Origin of the sequence: Plebeiibacterium sediminum (genome assembly GCF_026013605.1) — a bacterium.
GTDB lineage: Bacteria > Bacteroidota > Bacteroidia > Bacteroidales > Marinilabiliaceae > Saccharicrinis > Saccharicrinis sediminus.
This window is the reverse complement of record NZ_JAPDPJ010000038.1, coordinates 1-24843: the sequence shown is the minus strand read 5'-3', so window position 1 is coordinate 24843 and position 24843 is coordinate 1. Positions and strand designations below refer to the sequence as shown.

Genomic DNA, 24843 nt, shown 5'->3' with positions numbered 1-24843 from the left:
TTTTAACAATGCGTTAAAAAGGCTTTTCTTGTTTATTATCTCTACCTGATATCCGAATATTTTATAGTGTCACAAATAATTTATATTTTAGTGTGCAATCGATTGTATTTCTATTACAATCATCAGTAACAGATTTAATAATTTCTAAAATATAAACTAAATATTACCTATGAAACGCATTATTATTTCAACTTTATTTTTATTGTTAATAGTCACGAGCTGTAAGCATCAAACACAGAACATAATTACAGAAGTAACTCCCTGGGGAAAACAGATTTTTTATGTTCCTACATTTAACCAGCAGCAATATAATATCACTGCATTTGGAGCAACAACAGATTCAACAATAAATAATCAGCAGGCCATTCAGACTGCTATTGATAAGTGCAATAAAGAAGGTGGTGGAACAGTAATAATACCGGAAGGTGTATGGAGGACAGCATATTTGGAACTAAAATCTAATGTGAATCTTAATTTGGCAAAGGGATCTGTTCTTTCATTTATAGATAGTATTCCTTTATATGCGGTACCTACATTTACACGTTGGGAAGGTTTGGAGTGTATGAATTATCACCCATTTATCTACTCTAAAGATCAGGAAAATGTTGCAATTACAGGAGAAGGTATTGTAAAAGGAAATGCACAGGTTTGGTGGGACTTAGCAAAAACAACACAATTAGAATCTCTAAAAAAACTTTATGATCTTGTTGAAGCTGGGATTGAACCTGTAAAAAGAAATTGTCTCGATTTTGACCCAACCTCATACTTACGACCATCTTTAATTCAGTTTGTAAACTGTAAAAAAGTTTTGGTGGAAGGTATAGAATTACAATCTGGACCAATGTGGACCACACATTTCATTTATTGTGAGAGTGTTATTGCCAGAAACCTTTCTGTAATAACTGTAGGTAGAAATAATGATGGTATTATACCTGATGCTTGTAATGGTGTATTGATTGATAACTGCTATTTTTCTACTGGAGATGATTGTATTGTCATAAAATCAGGTTTAAACGAAGATGGATGGCGTGTTGGTAAAGCTTGTGAAAATTTAGTGATAAAAAACTGTAAAACTAAACATGGACATGGAGGTGTAGTTATTGGAAGCGAAATGTCTGGCGGAGTCAGAAATTTATATGCACACGATTGTGATTTTAGTGAAACAGAGCGGGGATTAAGAATTAAATCAATGAAAGGTAGAGGAGGAGTAATTGAAAACTTATGGTTTGAAAATATTAGAATGGATAATATTAAACGCGAGGCTATTCAAATTAATATGCATTATGGAAGCAGCTCCATTCAACCCAGAACAGATAGCTTGCCAACATTCAGAAATATCCACTACAAAAACATATTCTCAAATAATTCGCAATATGCAGTCCGAGTTAAAGGGATTGATAATCAATTTGTAGATCAAATCTTTTTTGAAAACTTAAAGATGAATAGTAAACGAGGAATCGTTTTAGAAAACACTCAAAATGCCACATTTAAAAACGTAAAATCAGAAACAGTTAAAGAATATCCGGTATCATTGATTAATGTGAATAATATTGATTTTAAAACGATTAAACTAATTTCTGAAAATGATACAATGCTTAATGTAAATAAAGATGTAAAAAACGTAACGTTTGATATAGTTAATAATGCTGATTTTAAAGTGTTAAATAACAATCCATCAACTAATCCGGAGATATCTATCCAATAAATATTACATAAAAAAGCCTTGTGTAAACATTTAATAATGCTTACACAAGGCTTTTTTATTTTCTCGTTATATTAATTAAAGGGATATAAGTCCTTCAATTTTATTTGCTTTAGCAGTAATATCTACAATACCTTCAGCATTTTTCATACTCACTTTACAGGTAATAGATACATATTTTAAGTTTTTAGTATGTTTAAAAGATACATTTCCATGTTTTGGTAGTAGGGCTTTTACCTGATCGACTTTTCCATCTTCATTTGGAACTATAAACTTAAACATGTACAGTAAAGGCCATTTTTTATTTTCCTTCAGCTTTGCTAATAATGATTGATATTCTTGCATTTAATTCCTCTTTGTGAGCTGCAAAAATATACAATTCTATCTTTTTTCTGTAGTTAATTATGATTTTAATAATGATTATTTCTTCATCAAACCATAGAAATAAAGAACTTTATCTGTTTTATTGGGTGCTTCATAGGATACCATTAAACCATTTGGCATGGGGGAAACAACCAGAGTCATTTTAAACTCATCTTGCTTAGAAAATTGAATAGAATAAGGTGAATTTTTACTAAAGTTATTGATAGAATAAAAGCACTTTTGCTGAATACCACCTGTAAAATATATAGTTGCCAATTCTTCTGGCTCAAATTCTATCATAGTAATATTATGCACTGAAATAGAATCATCCACAACTAAGGTGTTATATCCGATGATGCCTGATTCATAAGGATTACCCTGAATCATAACAGGATTCAGAAAAAGCTCCCATTTTCCTATTATATCAGCTTCATTTGAAGGAAATGAAGCTGAATTTAAGGCAGATAGAATAAGATCAGAATACACTTTATTCTTAGCTATAAGTTCTTGATTTAAAGAAATTTCTTTCCGAAGTGAATCAGAAATACTACTGTTGATTTCACCAAGTTTTACAACTTTTTTAATAATATCATTATAGATAGAATCAAATTTATCAGGTGCCTGATTTACAGATATATTAATATCTTCAGCTGGAAAAAAGTTACTTTTTACATGTTCAAAAAACTGATTTTGTTCTTTCCATTGCTGTTGTAAATCCTGGTAATCTAGTAATAAATTTTCATGCGCTTTATTTAAAGTATCAAGAGTAAATTGAACTTCTTTTTTGTTTTGACTGGCAACAGATACTGAAAATAAAATTAATGGTAAAAAATAAAGAAATTTCATTTTGAAGTTTATTAAGAACGTATTATTTATTTAAATACAAATAAACTTAAGAAATTCAATTTTAATTTTCCAGTCAATTATTTAAGAAGCTTATAAACACATGTTATTTGAACATGAATGATGTTAATTATTTGACGAGAGAATATCAACATTCAGATATCTATATATTTTATTTTACATAATAACAACTATAAGACATTTTGTAATGTTCTAAATGGAGGTAAATGATATCTTATTTTTATTATTTACCTAATGAAAAATTTAATTTAAAAGTTGGCGTATCATCCTGATTAACCATCCAGTTTGAAAACTCATCAATCCATTTCCAAAAAGCTAAAACTACTTCTTCAGGAACACCTTCAAGTTTACTTAAAACTTGTCTGTAACAATCTAACCAAACAATTCTACTTTTTGGTGATATTTTAAATGGTAAATGACGATCAGCTAATCTTGGATTACCTCTGGTCATTTTATAGTACTCAGGTCCTCCAAATCTTTGTATAAAGAAATCTGAAGACCTTTTCTTTGCTCCATCAAGTAATTCCTCAGTATCAGGAAAAATATCTTTTATAGAACTTTGAACCAGTAAATCATAATGATCACTCACCATTTTACGAATACCTTCTTCTTTGAGATAAGTATATAATTGTATGTCTGGTTTATAATTGGTTCTTCTTTCACCAAAAGGTAATTCTGTAATATCGAATTTTGAAATATCTATCATGCAATTTAACTTAATATATGCGCTATGAATTCAATATTTATACAAGTTTCAATATGAATTACGGATAGCACAAAATGGTTAGTATTGCAAAAAAACAAACTATATAAGAAATTGTTTGCTAGAAAATAGTTTTTCTGCGTTGTGGTTTATCGTTGTTTTTAAGCTTGAATAAATCATATGACGGCCACTCTTCAATTTTATCAAGCGTATGATCCATCATATATTTAATATCGTTCGCAAATACAGGACCTTTCCATGAGCTGGAATTAAATACAATAGCATACGAAATACCATTCTCTTTTCTCATAACTAAAGCTGATGTTCCGGCAAGTGTTCCTGTACGATACCAGTATTTTCCTTCTCTGACACCACGCCATCCCAGAGGGCTTCCACCTACTAACTCTTTGCTGACCATTTCTTTAATACTCTCTTTCGAAAGAAGATCATTAGGATTATCAAAACCATCAATGGCAACAACCAGACGTAATAAATCTGTTGTTGAGCTAACCCAGCCTCCAGCAGCACCTAATGTGTGAATGTCATTGCCGCCATAGCTTCTTAAAGCTTGTTTATCAGCATTTAAATGATCAGGAACGAAAAAATCATCCTGTGGTTCGTAATATTTAACTTCCAGGTCTAATCGTTCCCAAGGATAGCTTCGTCCAATTTGCATATCAAAAATTTCCAATGGATATAAAACATTTGTTTTAACATACATTTCATAATCCATTCCGGAAGCTTTTTCTATTACTTGTTCCAATACGGTGTAACCAAAATTACTATAGGAAGACATTGTTCCGGGAGCATAATGAAGCCTTTTTTGCAACATAAACCTTATAATATCTTCACTTTCAATTGGATAATCTACACCTAACTTTTTACTGATTACATTTGGCATAAACATTGGATCACCCCATCTGTTGGTCCAACCTGCAGAATGATTAAGTAATTCTCTTACTGTAATTGTTTCTACTTTAGGATCTCTATAATCAAGAAATATTGAATCATTCAATATTCCATCTGGTCCAAAAACCGTACTTTCCAGCGTTAATTTATTTGCTTCAACCAACTTCATTACAGCTACAGCTGTAATAAGTTTTGAAACACTGGCAATTCTAAACAAGTTATATGGCTGAACATTAATAGAACGTTCTTTATCTGCGAATCCGTAACCTTTTGCAAAAACTAATTTACCATCCTTAGCAATGGCAAGTGATGCTCCAGCTAAATTATTTCGTTTTAAAAACCGATTCACATTGTGATCCACTACTTCAAATTCTTCCAGGTCTGAAAAAACATTAGAGATATGATGTGAGGATACAGTTGGTTTTGGAGGTAAAAAATCTCCACCAAAAGAATCACCAGAATCAAATAAGGAAAGACTTAATATTCCGGTAGTTAATAAAATGGATGCAGATAAAGATATCTTATATATAAAGGACATTTAATTCACTTCTTTTATGTTTGGATAAAAATACATAAATCATTCTAATATTATGTGGTACATAATAAAAAAACATGCATTAAACCCAATAAACCACGTATTTTTTTTACTATACGCTCTAAATTCAATAATGTTCTATGATTCCTTGAAAAAAGCTAATTTAGGATGGTAAAAATCTGATTTTAGGTTAAATACAACACGAATTCCAAGAATAATTGCCAAAGGTAACGTAGCTGGTGGAAAAGATTGTGGAATGATATACCAACCTACAATAAAAATAACAAGTAAAAATAAGTTCAAAGTCATTACTAATTTAATAAACTTACTATGAGCTAATTTAATACCAATAATTAAAAAGGTTGGAAAAGACCAAAGTATATTTAAATTATACCTGGTTACCTGATGATCAGTTATTAACCATAGATATAAAAGTAACAAACCTATAAAGCCAACTACCATAAATAGTGTTCGATCAAATACTCTTAAAACTTTGTTTAATTGAGCTTTATTAATTAGCATCATTGAAATAACAATACATAATAACAGCCAGAATGCAATTGATGGTGTGATTAAAGAAGCCTGTTTTATGCTATTTTCATCTCTCTCTAATAACAAGGTATTTGAGATGACTAATTTTTTTATCTCATTTCCATCTTTAACCTTAACCTGATCAAGTAACTGCATTAAAAAGTCCGGTAAAAATGCCGATTGTACATGCGTTGTATTTTTGTCTGTTGGCAGACCCAATAGTATATTCAAACCAGTTTCTATCCATGGCGAATTTTCTAAATAATGATGCAAATACATTCTAAAGGAAGATTGCTCTTTAGTATTGTCATCTATAACTATTTCTCCATCAATATTTTCTGATATAATCTTATATATACGAGTAGCACAGTTATCATAGAAAAAATCGTATTTATAAAATCTGTTTTCTGGTTTATAATTGGTTACTAATGCATCAAAAATCCGTTGCTTTTCATTTGCATTTAGATTTAGTATTTGTTCATTTACGCTTCGATTCTCTCTAAAATATTCAGGTAAAAAACGCTTAAAATACCCATAGCTAATCATGTAGTTTAATTTTCCATTGGCAAATTTTAAATAAAAATTAGGCGTATTGAAGTTAAAGGTTCCATAGTTAAAAACGTAATCTATATTTTTCGGTTTATCACAAACTCTTATTGCAGAATGACCAAATGCAGAATACAATTCTTCGCCTTCAGAACAAGTTAATACAGAAATAGTTGCCTGATCAGAAAGTTTATTAGCTGAATTAATGTTTAAAGTAGTAATACTAAATAATAAAATAAGTACTAATCTGTGAATGAATTTGTCCATACAATAATCAATTTGGTTCAAATATAACCAAATTGATTGTTATTCCATTTTTATAAGCTGTAGCATCTGTTTATGAGGAAGTCTAATTTTAGGCCAATCAATTTGATAAATAATATCAACTAACATATTATGAGTTGATTGAATTAATTTTACACTTCTTTTTAAAGACTTAACCAATAATTTATCAACCACAAATAAACCTGTTAACCGGTGTTTTTTTGATGTTACTTTTTGAGTTGTTTCAACTTCAGATTCAATCTGTAAATTTGTAGTTGGTTTAGGTTTGGAAGGATAATTTTCTTCTACCCAATAATATTCCGGGTCGGCAAAGAAATTCATAAACCAGTCAATACACATTTCAGCCCACTTTATTAGGAAGCTTTCCATACTTAATTTTATAGCACGCATGACTTAATTGTTTAATGTAAATAGATATTTAATAATGTTATCATGAACAAAAATACAATGCTATATTATTGTTATAAAGTTATTTAAGTAATATATTTATATTTTTAAGTAAATCTTAAGTTACTTAATTAGCTTAATTTTAAGCTTAAATTATACTTAATTTTATACTTAAAAAATAGCTTAATTTGTATATTTGTAGATTAAATGCCCATAAATGACCAGCAATAGTCAGCTACATACCATAGAGTTTTATTCTGCTGTCATCAATCATATTACAGAAATGGTTGTTGGAGTTGAAAAAATTGTAGGCATTTATAACATTGAAGATGGTACAAATCAATTATTTGGTACATGTCTATCTCTTCAGAATAACCAACTAGTAGAACAAGAACTAATAATTGATGATGATATTATTAGTTTACAACAACTACAAAGAGAAAGAATTCAATATAAATGGTTAAATAAATCTCAAATTCCATTTGAAGAAAAGCAAATAAATTCTGGTCAATTAAATATATTTAATGAGTATAATAACCTCATACTGTTAGTTTCTATACCACAATTAAACAGTAGTAAAAGAAACCTGGTTTTTGTTTATTTTAAAGATGAACTGGATCAGTTTGGTGTACACCATGAAAAATCAAAATTGAGTACCCAAAATAAAACCATTATCGGGCATCTGGTTTCTAAGTCAGTTATTTCTTTAAGTAAAATTTATTGGACTCAGGATTATAAGATGAAGCGATTTGCCCAAAAAACTCAAGAGGTAATTCAATTTCAAAAGAAATCTAATGAAAATAAAGAAAACAATCAGGGTTTAGAAAATTTAATTATTGGCTGGGCAACTGATTTGATTGAGGAATGCAGTAAATCTGATGGAATTAATTATGTTTATCAGAAAGATGCCATAGAAAAAATCATTCAATTTAAAGGATCATTTAATGATTTAAAAAAATCACTTTATGAAGCTATTGAATATGCTAAGATGTTGAATAGTTACTCAGATACCAATCAAGTAATTATAGAAGCAGATTACATTTCAGAAGTTACTTATGTAAATTCTGAAGAAATTACATATGAAAACATTATATTACCTGAAAGATTACAAAAGACACAACAATTATTAGATAAACTTGAACGATATGCTTTAAAAATTTCTCATGAAGGAATAAAGTTAACCAGTACTAACGTTGGCAGATCTATGGACAATCCCATTACTGCTGCTGCAATTTCTGATTCTATAAGTAAAAATAAGGATAGAATTAATACTTTATTCAAGCAATTTCCTGATAAATGGAGCTTTATCAAAAATAACTTTAAGCCAATAATAAACATTACCTCTAAAGAAAATTATCAGTCAAGGAAATGGGGCTGATTGCATAGTAAATAAAAAGATAGAGAAGTATATAACAACCACTCTATCTTTTTATAATATGCTATTACTCGATGATCATTCCACCGATTAATTCATTTACGTCAGATATATTATGACGAGTCATATAATCTTTTATTCCATCAATAACTTTAATAGTTACAGTTGGATCTATAAAGTTTGCAGTACCAATTTGAACTGCTGTAGCACCGGCTAACATAAACTCAATGGCATCATAGGCATTCATAATACCTCCCATACCTACAATTGGAATTTTAACAGCATTAAATACCTGCCATACCATACGAACAGCAACCGGTTTAACACATGGACCGGATAATCCACCAGTAATGGTAGATAAAGCAGGTTTACGTTTCTCAACATTAATAGCCATTCCCAATAATGTGTTTATTAGGGATACACTATCAGCACCAACACCTTCTACACCTTTGGCAATCTCTGTTACATCTGTAACATTAGGTGATAGTTTAACCATTAGGTGTTTTTTGTAAACTTTACGTACAGCCTCTGTAACTGCTACAGCTGAAGGACAATGCACACCAAAAGCCATTCCACCTTCCTTTACATTAGGACAAGATATATTAAGTTCAATACCTGGTATATGTTCTAATTCATTAATCTTTTCAGCAGTTGCTATATAATCTTCTATGGTAGATCCTGAAACATTTACAAATATTCCGGTTTTATAGTGCTTAATTCTAGGGTAAATATCACTTATAAAATAGTCAACACCTTTATTTTGCAATCCAACAGCATTAAGCATCCCACTGGGAGTTTCTGCCATTCTAGGATAAGGATTTCCTTCTCGGTGATGTAAAGTTGTACCCTTAACAACAATACCACCTAAATCATCTATATTAATAAAATCCTCATATTCTTCTCCAAAACCAAATGTCCCAGAAGCTGTCATCACCGGATTTTTAAGTGACAAACCATTTAAATCTATACCTAAATTTACCATTCTTTCAATTCTTTAGTGTCAAATACCGGTCCTTCAGTACAAGTACATTTATGTCCGTCTTTGGTGTCTACAACGCAACATAAACATGCACCAATACCACACGCCATTAAATTTTCCAAAGAAACCTCACATTTAATATCCTTTTCTTTAGCTTTTTTAGCTACCGCTCTCATCATTGGATCTGGTCCACATGTGTAAACAATTTCCATTTCGCCTAATTTTTCATTCATTAAAGGATGATCAGTTACAAAACCTTTAATGCCTAAGGAACCGTCTTCAGTGGTAACACCTACCTCTGCAATCTTTTCATAGTTATCCAGTTCCATTAAAATTTCTTTAGAACGTGCTCCTAATAGAAAGTGTGGCTCAACACCATTTTCCTTAAGTACTCTGCCTAAAATTAGCATTGGAGCAACTCCAACTCCGCCGCCAACCAATAAGGCTTTACTACCCTTGGATGGAATAGAAAAGGCATTACCTAAGGGATAAATAAGGTCAATTGTATCACCTTCTCTTAACTTAGCTAACAAGCGGCTACCTTCTCCAATTTCTTGGATTAATAAGATGATTTCATTCTTAGATTCATCCACTTCATGTATAGAAATAGGTCGTCTAAGAAATGTATTCGGTCCATTTTCAACCTTGATTTCTACGAATTGGCCAGGAAATATTTCCGGTAATTTTTCATTGCTGGCAGCATGTATAATGACATACTCCTTGTTAATCCGTCTATTTTTAGTTACGGTTAATAATTCTACTTTCTTCATAAAAAGCTTTGATATTGAAAGTTTACTTATGTAAACATAAGGATATTTATCATGCAAATATAGATAATTTGTATAGAAAGGCAATGTAGTAAATGATCTACATGCATATTAATACCTTTATCAAGCCAGAATAGTTGTTTAAGTATCGATTGCTACTTATATGCAACATTGATTTATGAGGATTTATAACTATTTTATAATAGAAATAAAAATAATTTTCAAATAGTTACATATGTAATTAAGGATGAAACACTTCAAATGACTTGTCAGAGTAAAAGAATACAATCTTTTCAAGTTTTTTCTCCGTAACAGCCTTATCAACATCAATAATAGCAGGCTTTGAAAGCTCCTCAACAGGCTTTTCTTCGATCTTTTCAGGTTGTTTAGGTAATTCCTCCTTAAATATCTTTTTTGGCTCTGTTTTGGGCTCTATATTACTATTCGTTCTAACCGTCTTATTCTCAAATAACGTAGAAAAAGGTTGTTTAAGTGTTTGCTTCTCCTCAGTCTTATTTCTAAGCATATTTCCCTGGCCTAATAATAACCAATCCGGATTAATATGTGGAAATTTGGTTAATACCTTTTGAAGTATATCTAAACTGGGATTATTTCTTCCTGATAATATATGAGATATACTGGAACGATTTACTCCTATAATATCAGCAAAGCGTGAGGAAGTAATTTTCTCAGAAGTTAATAATGTCTGTAACCTTGATTTCATTGCCTATTTGTATAATGCTAACAATTGTAATTTGTATGAATACATATGTAAATTCAATGCCATATTACATTTGTTACATAAGTAATTTGCTATCTTATCTCTGAATGATACAAATGTAATCAATAAAATGTATTTTACAAATGTTTATTTGATTTTACTATTAACATCTGTAAAAATCAGTACTAACTTTCTCTCTAACAACACTATCTAAATAATTATTATAAATATCAATTCGTTTAATAGTTAATGTAAATCATATAAATTACTATATATCTGTACTTTATAATTAAATAAATGTTATTTAATATTTTACAAATACTTGATAAAATATTCGTTTTTTTTTATTTCTATTATTGTAATGTTTTGATATTGTGATATTTGACATTATAATTATTAAAACTTAATTCTTACTTCATATAAAATCTTTAAAAAGCTGGTATACAAGCATATAATAAATTTTTACCATTGATATCTACGCATTATATTGTAAATAATGGTTATTTTTTCCATTATGTTTAAATTATATATAAATATAATACCTATATACAACTGATATATAGGTATTTAAGGTATTTGTATAAAAATATTTAATTAGGAATGTTCGAGATAAGTTAATGATTGTATATATGTAGCAAAACAAGCATCCCTCTCTCCTATTTAGAAGTTATAAATATAAAAGTAATTGACATATGTAATATTACTGCCTAGCTAACCGCATTTACTTATGTAACATATATATAAATAGAGCATATTACATATGTAACCTATACAATTTACTTTAATTGTTACTTTGTAAACACTACAAATAAAATTTCCAATACTTTTAGAATTATATTGGATAATGATCACTTTGTTTTGCTTGTTTTATAATATCATGGTGTTAATCCTATAATGTGAAGTTAATTTTTGCTTTGTATAGAGTAAATCTGCTTTTTTAATATTCCTAATTAGGAATCAGAATAGATAATTATAACAAAATCTGAGTGCATTAATTATGTTATATAGTGTAGTGGAAATTATCGCACAAAAAAAAGGGACACTTTAACAATGTCCCTTTTCTATAATTTAAAATTTGTTTCTATTTAAATTCTTTTTTTAGTTGCTCAACCCATTTTGAAACTCTCTCTTCAGTTAGGGCTGCTTGATTTTCTATATCTAATGCCAATCCTACAAATTTATCACCTCGTTGCGCCTTTGATGATTCAAACTGGTAACCTTCAGTTGAAGTTAAGCCTACGATTTTGCCACCGCGTTTTTCAATAAAATCAGCCATTAGGCCTAATCCATCCACGAAGTTTTCAGGATAACCTTTTTGATCACCACCTCCAAAAAGAGCAAATGTTTTTCCCTTAAAAGAATCGTCTTCTATTGCTGGTAAAAACTCATCCCAATAATTTGGTAACTCACCATCGAACCAGGTAGGAATTGCCAGAATGTAATTTTTATATTTATTAAATTCCTCCTGAGTAATTTCTTCAACATTTTTTTCTTCAATGTTATCTTCACCAAGAGATTTCTTTATCTTATTAACCTGTTGTTTTGTTTTTACAGTATTAAAGCTGTAAAATAAACCTATTTTATTCATGATATCATCTTTTTTAGATTAAAATGCCAATAGTTCTCTTGCTGCTTTAGCAATCTTTTCTGTATCCGGTAAAATAGCTTTTTCAAGAATTCTATTAAAGCCTACAGGCGTAAATTCTGAACCAACTCTTTTTATCGGTGCATCAAGATATTTAAATGCTATATCAGATATTGTTGCAGCAACTTCACCACCAAATCCTCCAAATACTTTATCTTCATGTACAACAAGAACTCTGGAAGTCTTTTTAATAGATTCTATAATAGTCTCCTGATCCAATGGAACCAATGTACGTAAGTCAATTACTTCTATTTCAGCCAGGCCTTCTTTTGAGATCTCTTCTGCAACATCAACACACATATGTGTTGTATTTCCGTATGTTACGATAGTTAAATCAGCACCTTCTCTACGAATACGAGCCTTACCAAACGGCACTTCAAATTCTTCAGGAATTGGAGTTGCTGCTTTAGGAGAATTATACAAAGCTTTCGGTTCTAAGAATAAAGTCATACCCTCTGATCTAAGCGAAGTACGCAATAAACCTGCAGCATCATCAGCATAAGAAGGATAAACAATTCTAACACCAGGTAAAGTAGATAAAGCGCCCTCAATATTTTGAGAGTGGTATAATCCACCGCCTATGTATCCTCCTGAAGCAAGGCGTACTGTAATATTTGGTGAGAACTGACCTTTTGTTCTCCAATATTCATGGGTGGTTTCAACAAACTGTTCCATTGCTGGCCAGAAATAATCAGCAAATTCAGCTCCTTCAACTACAATTCGAATGTCTTTATTAAATCTAGACATACCGTTAGCGGTACCCATAATATAATCTTCGGCAATTGGTCCATTAAATACACGCTTATGGCCAAACTCCTGTTGCATTCCTTTTGACACATTAAAGATTCCACCTTTATCTTTATTTGCCATATCCTGACCCCAGATATAAGTATCTGGATTTCTGCGAAATTCTTCTTTTAAAGTACCATTTAGCCCTTCGATTAACTTTTTAGGTTCAGATGTTTCAGAATGTAAACCATCCGGAAACTTTTGAGGCTGATAAGCTGGTGCATATACAAAATCATGTACACTTTCCGGTTTTGGATCCGGAGCTTTCATACCTGCTTTGTGGGCAGCTTTAACTTCTGCTTTTACTTGTTCATCAATAGCTGTCAACTCATCTTCAGTTGCTCTGTCGTAACGAACTAAAAGTCTGCGATACTTTGCAATAGGATCGTATTCCTGTACATAATTCAGCTCCGCATTATCTCTGTATAGTTCATGTCTGTCGGAATTTGAATGCGAGTGTATGCGCACACAATTTGCATGAACAATAACTGGTTTTTGGTTTTCTTCAGCCCATTTTACAGCTTCAGTCATGGTATTCATAGAATCAAATACATCCTTACCATTACAATATAAAATGCGTAAATTTTTAAGGCCTTCAAAGTTCTTAGCTACCTTGCGGTTTGCCTGCTGATCTTTCTTTGGTACAGAAATACCGTATCCATTATCCTGAAATACAAATACAACAGGAAGTTGTTCTTTTGATGCCCCGTTAATAGCCTCGTAAACATATCCTTCTGATACTGAAGATTCTCCTTGTGAACTAATTGCAACACCTTTGGATTCGTATGTTTTAATGGCTCGAGCAATACCGGCTGCATGTAATGTATGGTTTCCTGTACACGATGAAACATTGTGAATATTCCATTCAGGCTTTGCAAAGTGATTTGACATATGTCGACCACCACCAGCAACATCCGTATCTTTTGAAATACCATTATAAATGATTTCTTCAGGAGTCAAACCTGCAGAAACACATGTTTGTAGATCTCTGTAGTATGGAAATAAATGATCTTTAGTCCTATCAAAAACCTGACCTATAGCCAATTGAATAGCATCGTGACCAGCAGCTGGTGCGTGATATGACCAACCAATTGCCTGTTTAAGATAATTAGGAGCTCTGTCATCTAAACTTCTTCCTAACCTAAGCAGATGATACCATTTTAACAGCGTTTCCTTATCTGTTGTTTTTATTTTATATATCTGTTGAACGTCTGAATTCATAACTACTATATTTTTATTCAAAAGACTTATGTTAAATTGTTCTATTGATGTCGAATTCCTCAAGATAATCTCCTACACGTCGAACAAAGTTTCCACCTAAAGCACCATCAACAATTCTGTGATCGTAAGAAATAGATAAGAACATTTTATGACGTATAGCAATTACATCTCCTGTAGGTGTTTCAATTACAGCTGGTTTCTTTTCAATAGAACCTGTTGCCAAAATAGCTACCTGTGGTTGATTTATAATAGGTGTTCCTATAATATTTTTGAAAGAACCAAAGTTTGTAATCGTAAAAGTACCACCTTGAATATCATCCGGAGATAATTTATTATTACGGGCTAAACCAGCCAAACGATTTACATCTGCAGCTAAACCTGGTAAATTTTTATGATCGGCTTGTTTAACAACCGGTACAATAAGGTTACCACTAGGAAGAGCCACGGCCATACCGATGTTTACATTTTTACGATAAATAATTTTATCACCATCAACGGAAGCATTAATACCTGGAAAATCTCTTAAAGCCTTAGCAACAGCTTCGAAGAAAATTGGAGTAAATGTAATTTTCTCACCATATTTTTCCTGGAATGCCACTTTGTTTTTATTTCTCCATAAAACAATATTGGTCATATCTACTTCCACAACTGCAGTAACGTGAGGAGAAACTTGTTTTGACATTACCATATGATCGGCAATTATCTTTCTCATTCGATCCATTTCTACAATGTCATCTTCTGCACCAATAGAAACAGGTGGTCTTTGAGGAGTAGCAACCTGAGCAGCTGCTGGTGCTGATTTTGGCTGTTCAGCTTTAACTGGTTGAGCAGCTTTTTCAACTTTAGCTTCAGACTTTCCTCTGTTATTTACATAATTCAGGATGTCTTCCTTAGTTACTCTGTTATCTTTACCTGTACCTTTAATAGAATCAAGTTCGCTAAGACTGATACCTTCTTCCTTAGCAATACTTTTAACCAATGGAGAATAAAAGCGATCGGACTTTGAAAAATCAGGAGCTTCTGAAGAAGTATTTTCTTCAATTACCTTGTTTACTGACTCTTCAATGTTTTCTTCTGCTGAAACTTCATTATCAGAATCATCAGAATCTTCTCCTTCAAGAGCAATAATAGCCACAGGTTTTCCAACTGCAACCAAAGCATCGGTTTCATATAAAATTTCTTTTACCGTACCAGCTACAGGAGAAGGTATTTCAGAATCAACTTTATCAGTTGCAATTTCCAATAAAACATCATCTTCTTCAATTTTATCACCTACTGATACAAACCACTTTGTGATAGTAGCCTCTTCAACGCTTTCGCCCATTTTAGGCATAAGGATTTCAAATGTTGACATATTTGTAATGTTTACCGCTAATTATATTTTATAGCAATTACTAATTAATTATTGTTATTATCTATAGAAACATAGTAATCATAATAAGCTTATTATAAGATCTTAACATGAATCTTAATTTATAAAAAAGCCTCTAAAAAAACTATGATTTCAATTAGAGTTTCGTTTAATAAACAACATTAATTGAAAATGGTTCTAAATAATATTTTAGTTTTACAAAATCATTACTATTATCTTCGTAAAAAATTTGAAATTAAACAATCAATATTAATGAAACACTTAAATTTTAAACATGCTGTTGGAGGTGCATTAATGTTATTGGTGGCTTGTTCCCCTTCACCAAAAACAGACTCTAAACAGGTTCCCGATTTAACTGAAGAACAGTTAAATAAAGAGGTTAAACCAGGTGATAATTTTTATGCTTATGCCAATACTACCTGGATGAAAAATAATCCATTACCGGACGATAAAAGTAGGTATGGAAGTTTTGATGAGCTATCTGAAAGTAATAAAGAAAAATTAAAAATTATTTTTGAAGAGGCTCAAAAAAATAGCACACCAAATAGTATTGCTAAAAAAATCGGAGATTTCTATAACTCTGGTATGGATAGTTTAGCTGTTGAAAAAGAAGGCTTAACTAATTTAAATCCTATCCTGAATCAAATTAAAGAAGTTAAAAACACCGATGATTTAGCTTATACTATTGGATTTTTACATACTTACCAAATGTATCCATTCTTTTATTTGTATGTAGGTGCTGATGACAAAAACAGTTCTATGAATATTGCCCATATGGGACATAATGGAATCGGCTTACCAGACAGAGATTATTATTTACAAAAGGATGAAGAATCAGTAAAAGTACAAGAAGCTTATCGTACATTTCTGAATAAAATCTTATCATTTGAAGGAAATGATGAAGCTACAGCTTCTGAATATTCTAAAAAGATCTATGATTTAGAGTATTTAATGGCTGAAACTTTTTATACAAGATTACAAAACAGAGATCCTCACCTTACTTATAATAAAATAAAAGGAAGCGAACTTGCTACTGAATATCCTGATTTTAACTGGAATAAATACTTTGAAGCGCTTCCTATTAGTACTCCTGAAGAAGTGAATATTAGTCAGGTTCCATATTTTAAGGATTTGGGTAATATCTTAGGGAGTCAGGATATTGAGGTGGTAAAAAAATATCTTGAGGCATTTGTAATTCGTAACATGAGTTCTTATTTAGGTTCTGCCTATGTAAATGCAAGCTTTGAATTATACGGAAAAACAATTCAGGGAACTGAAACAATGCAACCTAGATGGAAAAGAGTTCAGGGAACTACTAATGCTGCTTTAGGTGAACCAATTGGTCAATTATTTGTAGAGAAATATTTTCCTGCAAGAGCCAAAGAAAGAATGGTAAAATTGGTTGAAAACCTTAGACTTGGATTTAAACAAAGAATTGAGAATCTTGAGTGGATGGGAGAAGAAACTAAAGCTGCTGCTGAAGAAAAATTAGCTGCAATTACTGTTAAAATTGGTTATCCTAACAAATGGAGAGACTACTCTAAATTAGAAGTTGTTTCTGATTCATATGTTAAGAATGTATTGGCCTCTAACCAATTTGATTTCAATTTTAATATTGAGAAAATTGGAAAACCAGTTGATAAAGAAGAGTGGCACATGAGTCCGCAGACAGTAAACGCTTACTACAATCCTTCTGTAAATGAGATCGTTTTCCCTGCTGCAATTCTTCAACCTCCTTTCTTTTATTTAGATGGTGATGATGCAGTAAACTATGGTGCTATTGGTGTTGTAATCGGCCATGAAATGACACACGGCTTCGATGATCAGGGGGCTAAATACGATAAAGAAGGTAATTTAAGAACCTGGTGGACAGAAGATGATACAGAGAAATTTAATGCTCGCACAAAAGTATTAGCTGAAGAATTTAACAACTTTACTGTTATTGATACACTTAAAGCAAATGGAGAATTTACATTAGGTGAGAATATTGCTGATTTAGGAGGTTTAAATATTGCATATACAGCTTATTTAAATGCAACTAATGGTAAAGATATTCCTGAAATTGGTGGTTTAACAGATAAGGAAAGATTTTATTTATCTTACGCAGGAATCTGGGCTCAAAATATTAGAGATAAGGAAATTATAAGAAGAACAAAAACAGATCCACACTCTTTAGGTAAGTTCAGAGTAAACGGACCACTTCCTAACATTCAGGAGTTTTACGATACATTTGGTATTGATGAAACTGCAGCAATGTATATTAAACCGGAAGAAAGAGCCATTATTTGGTAGTTCAACTATTATCAAACAATATAACGAAAGCTGTTCCTTAGTTGGAGCAGCTTTTTTTTATGTATAAAAAAAGCAGGTCATTATAGATAAAGACCTGCTTTTATAAAATATTTAAATTCTTTAATTACGGATAAACTACAGCACTATATTCATTAACCGTTGCATAAGGAATACTGCAATTATAAGTATGATTTATTGCTTTAATAAACTCATTGGCAATAATAGCAGATCCTCTTCCTGTAGCATGAATTCCATCTAAAGAAAAAACACCTCCTGAAACAAATGTTGAATTATATACATTACCATCAATAATATAACCTTGTGTATGCGCTTTATTCATCACTGCATTTAAATCAACCAAAGCTAAGTTATATTGAGATGCAATAGTTGCTATTGTTTGATTATAAGCAATTGTTGCTGTTTTAATATTCTGAATTTCTTCCAGATCTAAAACATACTCGGCTGGTAAAGGCATTTCAGCACTTTGACCATATCCCGCCTGTAACAATGTACTTGCTGGAAGTAGCACCTTCTCTCCTTCAACCAATTGACGAATTCCTCCCGGAACCTGATCATCCTCAATGACCAAAGGAAGAAATCCATTTGATAAAATATAGTTGATATAAGGTATTGTTTCAATATCAGGAATAGTAGCAATTACACCTTTAGTTCCGTTTGCAAATAATGTTGAAGCAATAACTGATAAGTACTGTGCATATTGCTCTGCAGGTGTAACTGCATCTGCTTCACCTCCAGCTAAGGCATATGTTAACACATCATTATTTCCAATCCATAAAGAAATAAAGGTAGGATTTTGAGCTACAGCATCAGCTATAATACTTGTTTCTGTGCTACTTGCGAATCTTCCGAAAAACGGATTTGCCTGAGAATAATACATCAAAGGCTCAGCACTAACTGCTGTTGCTAAAAGATGAAATGACTTTGCTCCAGGAACACCTAAGTTCTGAACAGGATTACTGGCATCATAAACACGCTCCGCAAAAATAGCCTGATCACCAATACCAGGAACCGGACTTAATGAGCTGTTTGCAGCTTTAAGCTGATAATAGCTATTTCCTGCACTTCCGATACTACTTGATGATTGTACCAAAGGTTGAACATATCCTTCGCTACCTACATACTCTAACTGTTTGGCTAATATATAACTAAAACCATTTTCCTGACCTGATCGACCTAATGCGCCATCGGTATATCCTGCTGTATAAGAATCTCCTAAAGCAACAAAATGTGAAAAATCTACATCCGCACTTGAAGCCTGAAAATCATCATGATCTAATTCGCACTGCGTAAATAAAACGATACTTAAAACAAGTGCTAAATATTTAATTTTTTGCATAATCTTTTTGTTTTCAATAAGTCAATTAAAATGAATATGAAAATCCAATTCCTGGTAAGAAAGCCTGACTATTATAAGTTCCATAGAAATTTGCTGGCTCGTATCCTGCTTCTCTTTCAATTCCATAGATATATAATAGTGAAGCATCAACGCTTAATTTATCATTGATATTAAACGATCCACCAATAGATAAACCTACTTTATTCATACCCGGAGTTTCAGGATTCAGATAGTTATCTGAAATAGGTGTTTCATCGTAATAAACACCTGCTCTTACAGTTAATTTATCAGTAAAGGTATATTGAGCACCTAATCTATAAATTAATGTATTTTCATATTCTCTTGGATTTCTTGAATCTGCAAGCTGAGGCGTATTCATTTCAAAATCAAATACTAACTCATCATAGGCATTCCAGAATACATACTGTAAATCACAAGCCAGTGTTAATTTATCATTTACTTTAAATCCTGCCCCTAAAGTTAAGTTAGCTGGCAATGGTAATTCTGCATCAAACTTATTACCCGCTGGAAAACTAGCTGATAAAGAAGCCGGAACATTAAAATCAGCATCTCCATCCTCCATTTTCATGGCTACTTTTGATCGATAGTTTAAGCCCAGAGAAAAAGCATCACTTACTTTATAATACAGACCAGTATTGAACCCTAAAGAAACTGTTGATCCGGATAGGTTAACACTTCCTTCTTCATTACCATTCTGAACAGGAAGAGCTCTGTTTAAATCTACAGCACCATAAACAATCATAGCTCCGATACCAAATCCTAATTTATCTGATATTTTATAAGATAATGTTGGTTGAGCAACAATGGCTTTTAATGAGATATCCTGAATTAAATATCTTCCATCCCATTCTTTATTCCATGCTAACGAGTTACCATATGGAGTTGTAACTCCTAAACTGGCTACAAACTTATCATTTAGTTTTGCAGCACCATAAAAATAAAAAGGTGTTCCTGTTGGACTTTCAGTATTGGCTTGATAAGTAGAATTCTGTTTTGAAAAGGCTACATCAGACAATACCAATATTCCTCCTAATGAAAAATCGTATTTTTTTTCCATTAACCCTAACGCCCCTGGGTTAAAATGAACAGATGAAGCACCAAGACTTAATCCCGTTCCGGTATGCCCCATTGCTATATTTTTATGACTTTGAGCATTTACCTGATAGCCTTCTGCTTTTGAATTTAAGCATAAAGCAAGAAAAGCCACCACAATAATGATTTTTTGCATTCTATTATTTTTTAATTTTAAAAATGGGATGCAACGTACAAACAATATTCTTTTAAAAACATATATTAATATCAATTTTAATGAGTCAAATCAATAAATTCAATAAACGAACAAATACGTCAAATAGACTAATTGATTTATCGTATTGATATATAGCAAAATATAATGCAAGATTGAATATTTGAATATATTAGTTCTGCAGTAGAATTTATTGGTCGAATACCTTCTTATTTTCCTTTGATTTAGTTATATTTGTTTGATTAATTAATATTTAACTATCAATGAAACCTATTTTACTTACTCTAAACAGGAAATCCTTTGCGCGATCAGCTTATTGGAAAAAAAGCAAAGGCATTAAGTTTGTCATTATTTTTTTCGGCATTTATTTCTCCATCGCTTTTTTATCTGTAGGATTTACGTTACCTACCATTTTTGATCGCTTTTTTCCCGGTGAAAATTATGTTGATCTATTTAATCAGCTATTTTGGATGTATCTATTAATTAGTGCATTATTACGTCAATTGATTCAGGAAATTCCGGTTGTTGATGTTATTCCACTTTTAACTATGCCTATTAAAAAGAAAAAGATCTCGCAATTTGTAGTCAACAAATCATTTCTCAATTTCTTTAATTTGCTTCCCTGGTATATTGTAATTCCTTTTATGTTTAAAGAACTACCCGGCCAATATGATTCCATTAACATTGGTGGTTGGTTTATCTGTATTTTAGGATTGGTTTGTATGGATCATTTAGTTGCCATTTTGGTAAAACGATCTGCTCCTTCAAGACAACAAATAATCATGCTATTGTATGTGGTAGGCATTTCACTTTTTGTTCTTTCAATTTATTCCATATTACCTATTGCCCAATGGTTTGGATATTATTTATCGCTTGTATTAGCTTATCCAATTTTAGGAATCTTACCTGTATTAGCCTGTATTCCAATTTATTTATTTAATATCAAAAGTATTAACGAGAACCTATATTTGGATTCAGGAATTCTTCCTACCGAAAAAAAGCAAAACACATATGATTTTGCATGGACTACTAAACTCGGAAACATAGGAACCTACTTAGCTCTTGAATTAAAGCTCATAACACGTAATAAAAGAGCAAAAACGGCTTTGTTTAGTGTTATTATTTTGCTTTTTTATGGTTTTGTTATTTACAGAAATAATAATATTAATGAGCAAGACTTTTTATTGGTTATTGCAGGTTTAATGATTACCGGTGGATTTAGTATTAGCTATGGCCAATTTACTCCTGCCTGGCACTCGCAGTACTACCCATTTTTAATGACAAGAAATGTTGGTATAAAAGAAATGTTGAATACCCAATATTTCTTATTTATGATTTCAACCATTGGTGCCTATATTATTTCAACCATCTACATGATTTATGGTACCAAAATATTAATGGTTAATGCCGTAATGGCCTTATTTAATATAGGATTTACAAGTCATTTGGTACTATGGATGGGATCATTTAGTTCCAAACCTATTGATTTATCGCAAAGTTCGTTTATGAACTATCAGGGAACAGGAGCTTCGCAGTGGATTATGGGTTTTGTGATTATCCTGGGGCCATTATTATTATTCTTTTTACTAAAATATTTATTTAGTGCATTGATTGCATATGCATGCTTTTCGGCAATAGGTGCTTTAGGTATTGTATTTCATAATTCAATAATGACATACATTTTGAAGAAATACAGTGAAAATAAACACCGAATGCTATTTGATTACAAACAATAAAACAACTTAAACTATGATAACGCTTAATAATATTGTAAAAAAATATGGTGGTACCACCGTATTAAATGTAGAAGAATTACAAATTAATAATGGTGAAATATTTGGACTTGTTGGAAATAATGGAGCTGGTAAAACTACTATGTTTAGTGCCCTGTTAGATTTAGTAAGGCTTTCGGAAGGTACCATTGAAATTGACCAGATACCGGTACATCAATCCGAAGATTGGAAAGCATTTACATCTGCCTATTTGGATGAGAAGTTTTTAATCAGCTATTTAACTCCCAAAGAATATTTTGAAATGATTGGTCAGCTGAAAAATATTTCGAAGGAAGAAATTCAGGAATTTATTACTAAATATGCTGAATTCTTTAACGGAGAACTGGATGGCAAACAAAAGTACATTAGAAGCTACTCCAAAGGAAATCAGCAAAAGATAGGTGTTATTGGAACTTTAATTGGTAATCCACAAACTGTTGTTTTAGATGAGCCATTTAGCAACCTGGATCCTACTTCTCAATACCGATTAAGAGATATTTTAAAAGAGTTTGCAGCACAAAACAACAGTACAGTACTAATTTCCAGTCACGACTTAAATCATGTGGCTGAATTGTGTACGCGCATTGTCATCCTGGAAAAAGGGCAGATTGTTGATGATGTTAAAACATCAAGTGAAACCATGGCAAAACTGGAAAATTATTTTTCTGTTTGATAGAAATATGTCATATCAGATCATAAATTGAGCTGCAAGTTTTTACATTGCAGCTCTTTTTGTTTTGTATTCTTTACAACAATATATAATACTTACTGGAGCAGTGGAGATGGTCGCCATAGACCTTAAACCTACAAATATTATTGCTTGTGTTATAATAATTTACAGCTTGAGAACGCGATGAAATCGCGCACTAGCTGGGGGAGGAAGACCGCAAATGTGTTAAATCATTCTTAAAAGCCTTTCTATTTCAAAAGGATATGCAACAACAATTAGCACAAAAAAGCCCCAAACGGGGCTTTTATTTTATTACATAAATATCAATATTCCTACAAAAACAACTATTCCAACGACTAAGGAGATTGTTAATGACTTTTTCCATGAAACTTCATGAAATAAATGAAAGCGCAATAAACTTATTACAAAAAACACTAAAAATCCTATAATTGCATACACAAACTTCATAGTTATTCATTTTCTATATGATTATTTACCACCTCTTCATAATTGCTCCAGTTTGAATATTTTGCAAAATCACTTTCTCCAATAACTTTGGTATCAGTAAAGATTTCCCTATGCTATCGTACGATTTCATCGTGTGAATCTATCACTTTACAACAACACCCCCTAATAAACCTAATTCTCCAGCATAATCTTTTGCACTACTATAAACATATTCTTCAAGTTTATAAACAAAACCTCCTTCTACAGGATTGTTATGTATATAATTGATCTTATCATCAATCGCTTTATTACTCCATAACTCAATCGGTTTATTATCATGTCTCCAAAACTGATATTTATTTACATTGGATAATTTTTTACCTGCTTCTTCAAATTGCTCCAATAACCACCCCTTTCTGCTTTCTCTTGGATTAGCTTTTATTGCATTAACAATAGCCTTACTGGTAATCGCTTAAAATCTCCTAAAAGTAATTCAGGTTTTTGACCATTTATAATTCTAAAAATTAAATGAACATGATTGGTCATAATGCACCATGCAAATATTTCCATACCCTTTTCTTTTTGACAATATCGTAAGCTATCGATAATTATATCTTTGTATTCGTTTCTGGTAAATACATCTAACCATTCAACTACTGCAAAGCTTACAAAGTAAACACCTTCTGGATTATGAAATTTATAGTTACGGCTCATATATTAAAGTTTGGTTAGCTTAATTTCAAAACCTAAATGTAAAATAAATTCTCAAATTTAAACAAGTAGCATAGCATTCACTGAATAAACTAATGCTACTGCACGATTGATTCGTGTTATTATTAACATAAAATTACCAAGATAACATGCTTATTAATTAAAATTAAATGTGTGTGATTTGCTTATTTACAGCTTGAGAACGCGATAAAATCGCGCACTTGCGGGGGGACAGCAAAAATTCAAGTTTATAAAGTTATATAACAACGTATTTAGTGTTGAGAAGATGTGTCAAGTATTAGGTGTTTGTAGAAGCAGTTATTATAATTGGTTAAATAGAGCACCTTCAAAACAAGCATTAGAAACCGCTCGAATAAAAAAAGAAATTAGATCTATATATCAGGAAAGTAAAGGGCGTTATGGAAGTCCAAGAATAACCATTGAATTACACACCAGAGGCATTAAAGCTTCTCGACCCAGAGTTGCCAGAATAATGCAAGCAGAAGGACTTAAAAGCATTGTGCAAAAGAAATATAAAGTGACTACAACAGACTCAAAACATTCGTATCTGATATCTGAAAATCATTTGAAAAGAAATTTTAAAGCTCAGGAATCAGGACAAGTTTGGGTATC

General features: G+C 31.5%; 22 protein-coding genes. 6 read left to right on the top strand and 16 right to left on the bottom strand.

The genetic code is table 11. The features are described from left to right. Window positions 1-169 precede the first annotated feature (169 nt). Window positions 170-1705, top strand: a complete 1536-nt coding sequence (locus OM075_RS15395; protein ID WP_301191425.1) for a glycoside hydrolase family 28 protein — start codon at window positions 170-172, stop codon at window positions 1703-1705. 75 nt (window positions 1706-1780) lie between these two features. Here OM075_RS15395 and OM075_RS15390 read toward each other — a convergent pair whose 3' ends face one another. The 6 genes from OM075_RS15390 to OM075_RS15365 form a co-directional block, all read right to left on the bottom strand. After that, complete coding sequence (locus OM075_RS15390) at window positions 1781-2047, bottom strand: DUF493 family protein (protein WP_301191424.1); 267 nt, start codon at window positions 2045-2047, stop codon at window positions 1781-1783. Window positions 2048-2122: 75 nt separating this feature from the next. Then, on the bottom strand, window positions 2123-2911 hold the full coding sequence (locus OM075_RS15385; RefSeq protein WP_301191423.1) for a hypothetical protein: 789 nt from the start codon (window positions 2909-2911) through the stop codon (window positions 2123-2125). A 241-nt stretch (window positions 2912-3152) separates the two neighbouring features. Next, window positions 3153-3635 (bottom strand): globin domain-containing protein, encoded by a 483-nt coding sequence (locus OM075_RS15380; RefSeq protein WP_301191422.1) that lies wholly within the window; start codon window positions 3633-3635, stop codon window positions 3153-3155. Between the two features lie 118 nt (window positions 3636-3753). Continuing rightward, window positions 3754-5079: a serine hydrolase domain-containing protein gene (locus OM075_RS15375; RefSeq protein ID WP_301191421.1), complete on the bottom strand. Its 1326-nt coding sequence runs from the start codon at window positions 5077-5079 to the stop codon at window positions 3754-3756. A gap of 135 nt (window positions 5080-5214) precedes the next feature. Continuing rightward, window positions 5215-6420, bottom strand: coding sequence for a lipoprotein N-acyltransferase Lnb domain-containing protein (locus tag OM075_RS15370; protein ID WP_301191420.1), 1206 nt, complete (start codon window positions 6418-6420; stop codon window positions 5215-5217). 39 nt (window positions 6421-6459) lie between these two features. Continuing rightward, window positions 6460-6828, bottom strand: coding sequence for a hypothetical protein (locus OM075_RS15365; protein WP_301191419.1), 369 nt, complete (start codon window positions 6826-6828; stop codon window positions 6460-6462). 214 nt (window positions 6829-7042) lie between these two features. Between OM075_RS15365 and OM075_RS15360 the strand changes: the two genes are divergently transcribed. Then, the gene (locus tag OM075_RS15360; RefSeq protein WP_301191418.1) at window positions 7043-8203 is read left to right on the top strand and encodes a hypothetical protein; all 1161 of its coding nucleotides are present in this window, start codon (window positions 7043-7045) and stop codon (window positions 8201-8203) included. Window positions 8204-8267: 64 nt separating this feature from the next. Here OM075_RS15360 and OM075_RS15355 read toward each other — a convergent pair whose 3' ends face one another. The 6 genes from OM075_RS15355 to OM075_RS15330 all read right to left on the bottom strand — a co-directional run bounded on the left by OM075_RS15355 (window position 8268) and on the right by OM075_RS15330 (window position 15676). Further along, window positions 8268-9182 (bottom strand): dihydroorotate dehydrogenase, encoded by a 915-nt coding sequence (locus OM075_RS15355; RefSeq protein WP_301191417.1) that lies wholly within the window; start codon window positions 9180-9182, stop codon window positions 8268-8270. Further along, window positions 9176-9949: a dihydroorotate dehydrogenase electron transfer subunit gene (locus tag OM075_RS15350; RefSeq protein WP_301191416.1), complete on the bottom strand. Its 774-nt coding sequence runs from the start codon at window positions 9947-9949 to the stop codon at window positions 9176-9178. The genes OM075_RS15355 and OM075_RS15350 overlap by 7 nt, the downstream gene beginning before the upstream one ends. A 238-nt stretch (window positions 9950-10187) precedes the next feature. Next, window positions 10188-10670: a helix-turn-helix domain-containing protein gene (locus OM075_RS15345; RefSeq protein WP_301191415.1), complete on the bottom strand. Its 483-nt coding sequence runs from the start codon at window positions 10668-10670 to the stop codon at window positions 10188-10190. Window positions 10671-11748: 1078 nt separating this feature from the next. Further along, window positions 11749-12255: a flavodoxin gene (locus OM075_RS15340; RefSeq protein ID WP_301191414.1), complete on the bottom strand. Its 507-nt coding sequence runs from the start codon at window positions 12253-12255 to the stop codon at window positions 11749-11751. An 18-nt stretch (window positions 12256-12273) separates the two neighbouring features. Beyond that, a complete protein-coding gene (locus OM075_RS15335) occupies window positions 12274-14322 on the bottom strand; it encodes an alpha-ketoacid dehydrogenase subunit alpha/beta (RefSeq protein ID WP_301191413.1) in 2049 nt (682 codons plus the stop codon). A gap of 31 nt (window positions 14323-14353) precedes the next feature. Continuing rightward, the gene (locus OM075_RS15330) at window positions 14354-15676 is read right to left on the bottom strand and encodes a dihydrolipoamide acetyltransferase family protein (RefSeq protein ID WP_301191412.1); all 1323 of its coding nucleotides are present in this window, start codon (window positions 15674-15676) and stop codon (window positions 14354-14356) included. A gap of 270 nt (window positions 15677-15946) precedes the next feature. Between OM075_RS15330 and OM075_RS15325 the strand changes: the two genes are divergently transcribed. After that, window positions 15947-17986, top strand: coding sequence for a M13 family metallopeptidase (locus OM075_RS15325; protein ID WP_301191411.1), 2040 nt, complete (start codon window positions 15947-15949; stop codon window positions 17984-17986). A gap of 124 nt (window positions 17987-18110) precedes the next feature. On the opposite strand, the gene OM075_RS15320 is transcribed toward OM075_RS15325, so the two are convergent. Together OM075_RS15320 and OM075_RS15315 are read right to left on the bottom strand one after the other, a co-directional pair. Further along, the gene (locus OM075_RS15320; protein WP_301191410.1) at window positions 18111-19343 is read right to left on the bottom strand and encodes an SGNH/GDSL hydrolase family protein; all 1233 of its coding nucleotides are present in this window, start codon (window positions 19341-19343) and stop codon (window positions 18111-18113) included. A 25-nt stretch (window positions 19344-19368) separates the two neighbouring features. Beyond that, window positions 19369-20592, bottom strand: a complete 1224-nt coding sequence (locus tag OM075_RS15315; RefSeq protein WP_301191409.1) for an OmpP1/FadL family transporter — start codon at window positions 20590-20592, stop codon at window positions 19369-19371. A 281-nt stretch (window positions 20593-20873) separates the two neighbouring features. On the opposite strand from OM075_RS15315, the gene OM075_RS15310 reads away from it, so the two are divergent. Both OM075_RS15310 and OM075_RS15305 read left to right on the top strand, forming a co-directional pair. Further along, entirely contained in the window at window positions 20874-22346 is a 1473-nt protein-coding gene (locus OM075_RS15310) for a DUF5687 family protein (protein WP_301191408.1), read from the top strand. Window positions 22347-22359: 13 nt separating this feature from the next. After that, window positions 22360-23055: an ABC transporter ATP-binding protein gene (locus OM075_RS15305; RefSeq protein ID WP_301191407.1), complete on the top strand. Its 696-nt coding sequence runs from the start codon at window positions 22360-22362 to the stop codon at window positions 23053-23055. A 607-nt stretch (window positions 23056-23662) separates the two neighbouring features. Here the strand turns inward: OM075_RS15305 and OM075_RS15300 are convergent. After that, window positions 23663-23902, bottom strand: a complete 240-nt coding sequence (locus OM075_RS15300; protein ID WP_301191406.1) for a hypothetical protein — start codon at window positions 23900-23902, stop codon at window positions 23663-23665. A 35-nt stretch (window positions 23903-23937) separates the two neighbouring features. Then, the gene (locus OM075_RS15295) at window positions 23938-24213 is read right to left on the bottom strand and encodes a transposase (RefSeq protein ID WP_301191405.1); all 276 of its coding nucleotides are present in this window, start codon (window positions 24211-24213) and stop codon (window positions 23938-23940) included. A 283-nt stretch (window positions 24214-24496) separates the two neighbouring features. Between OM075_RS15295 and OM075_RS15290 the strand changes: the two genes are divergently transcribed. After that, a partial coding sequence (locus OM075_RS15290) for an IS3 family transposase (protein ID WP_301191404.1) occupies window positions 24497-24843 on the top strand: 347 nt, incomplete at its 3' end.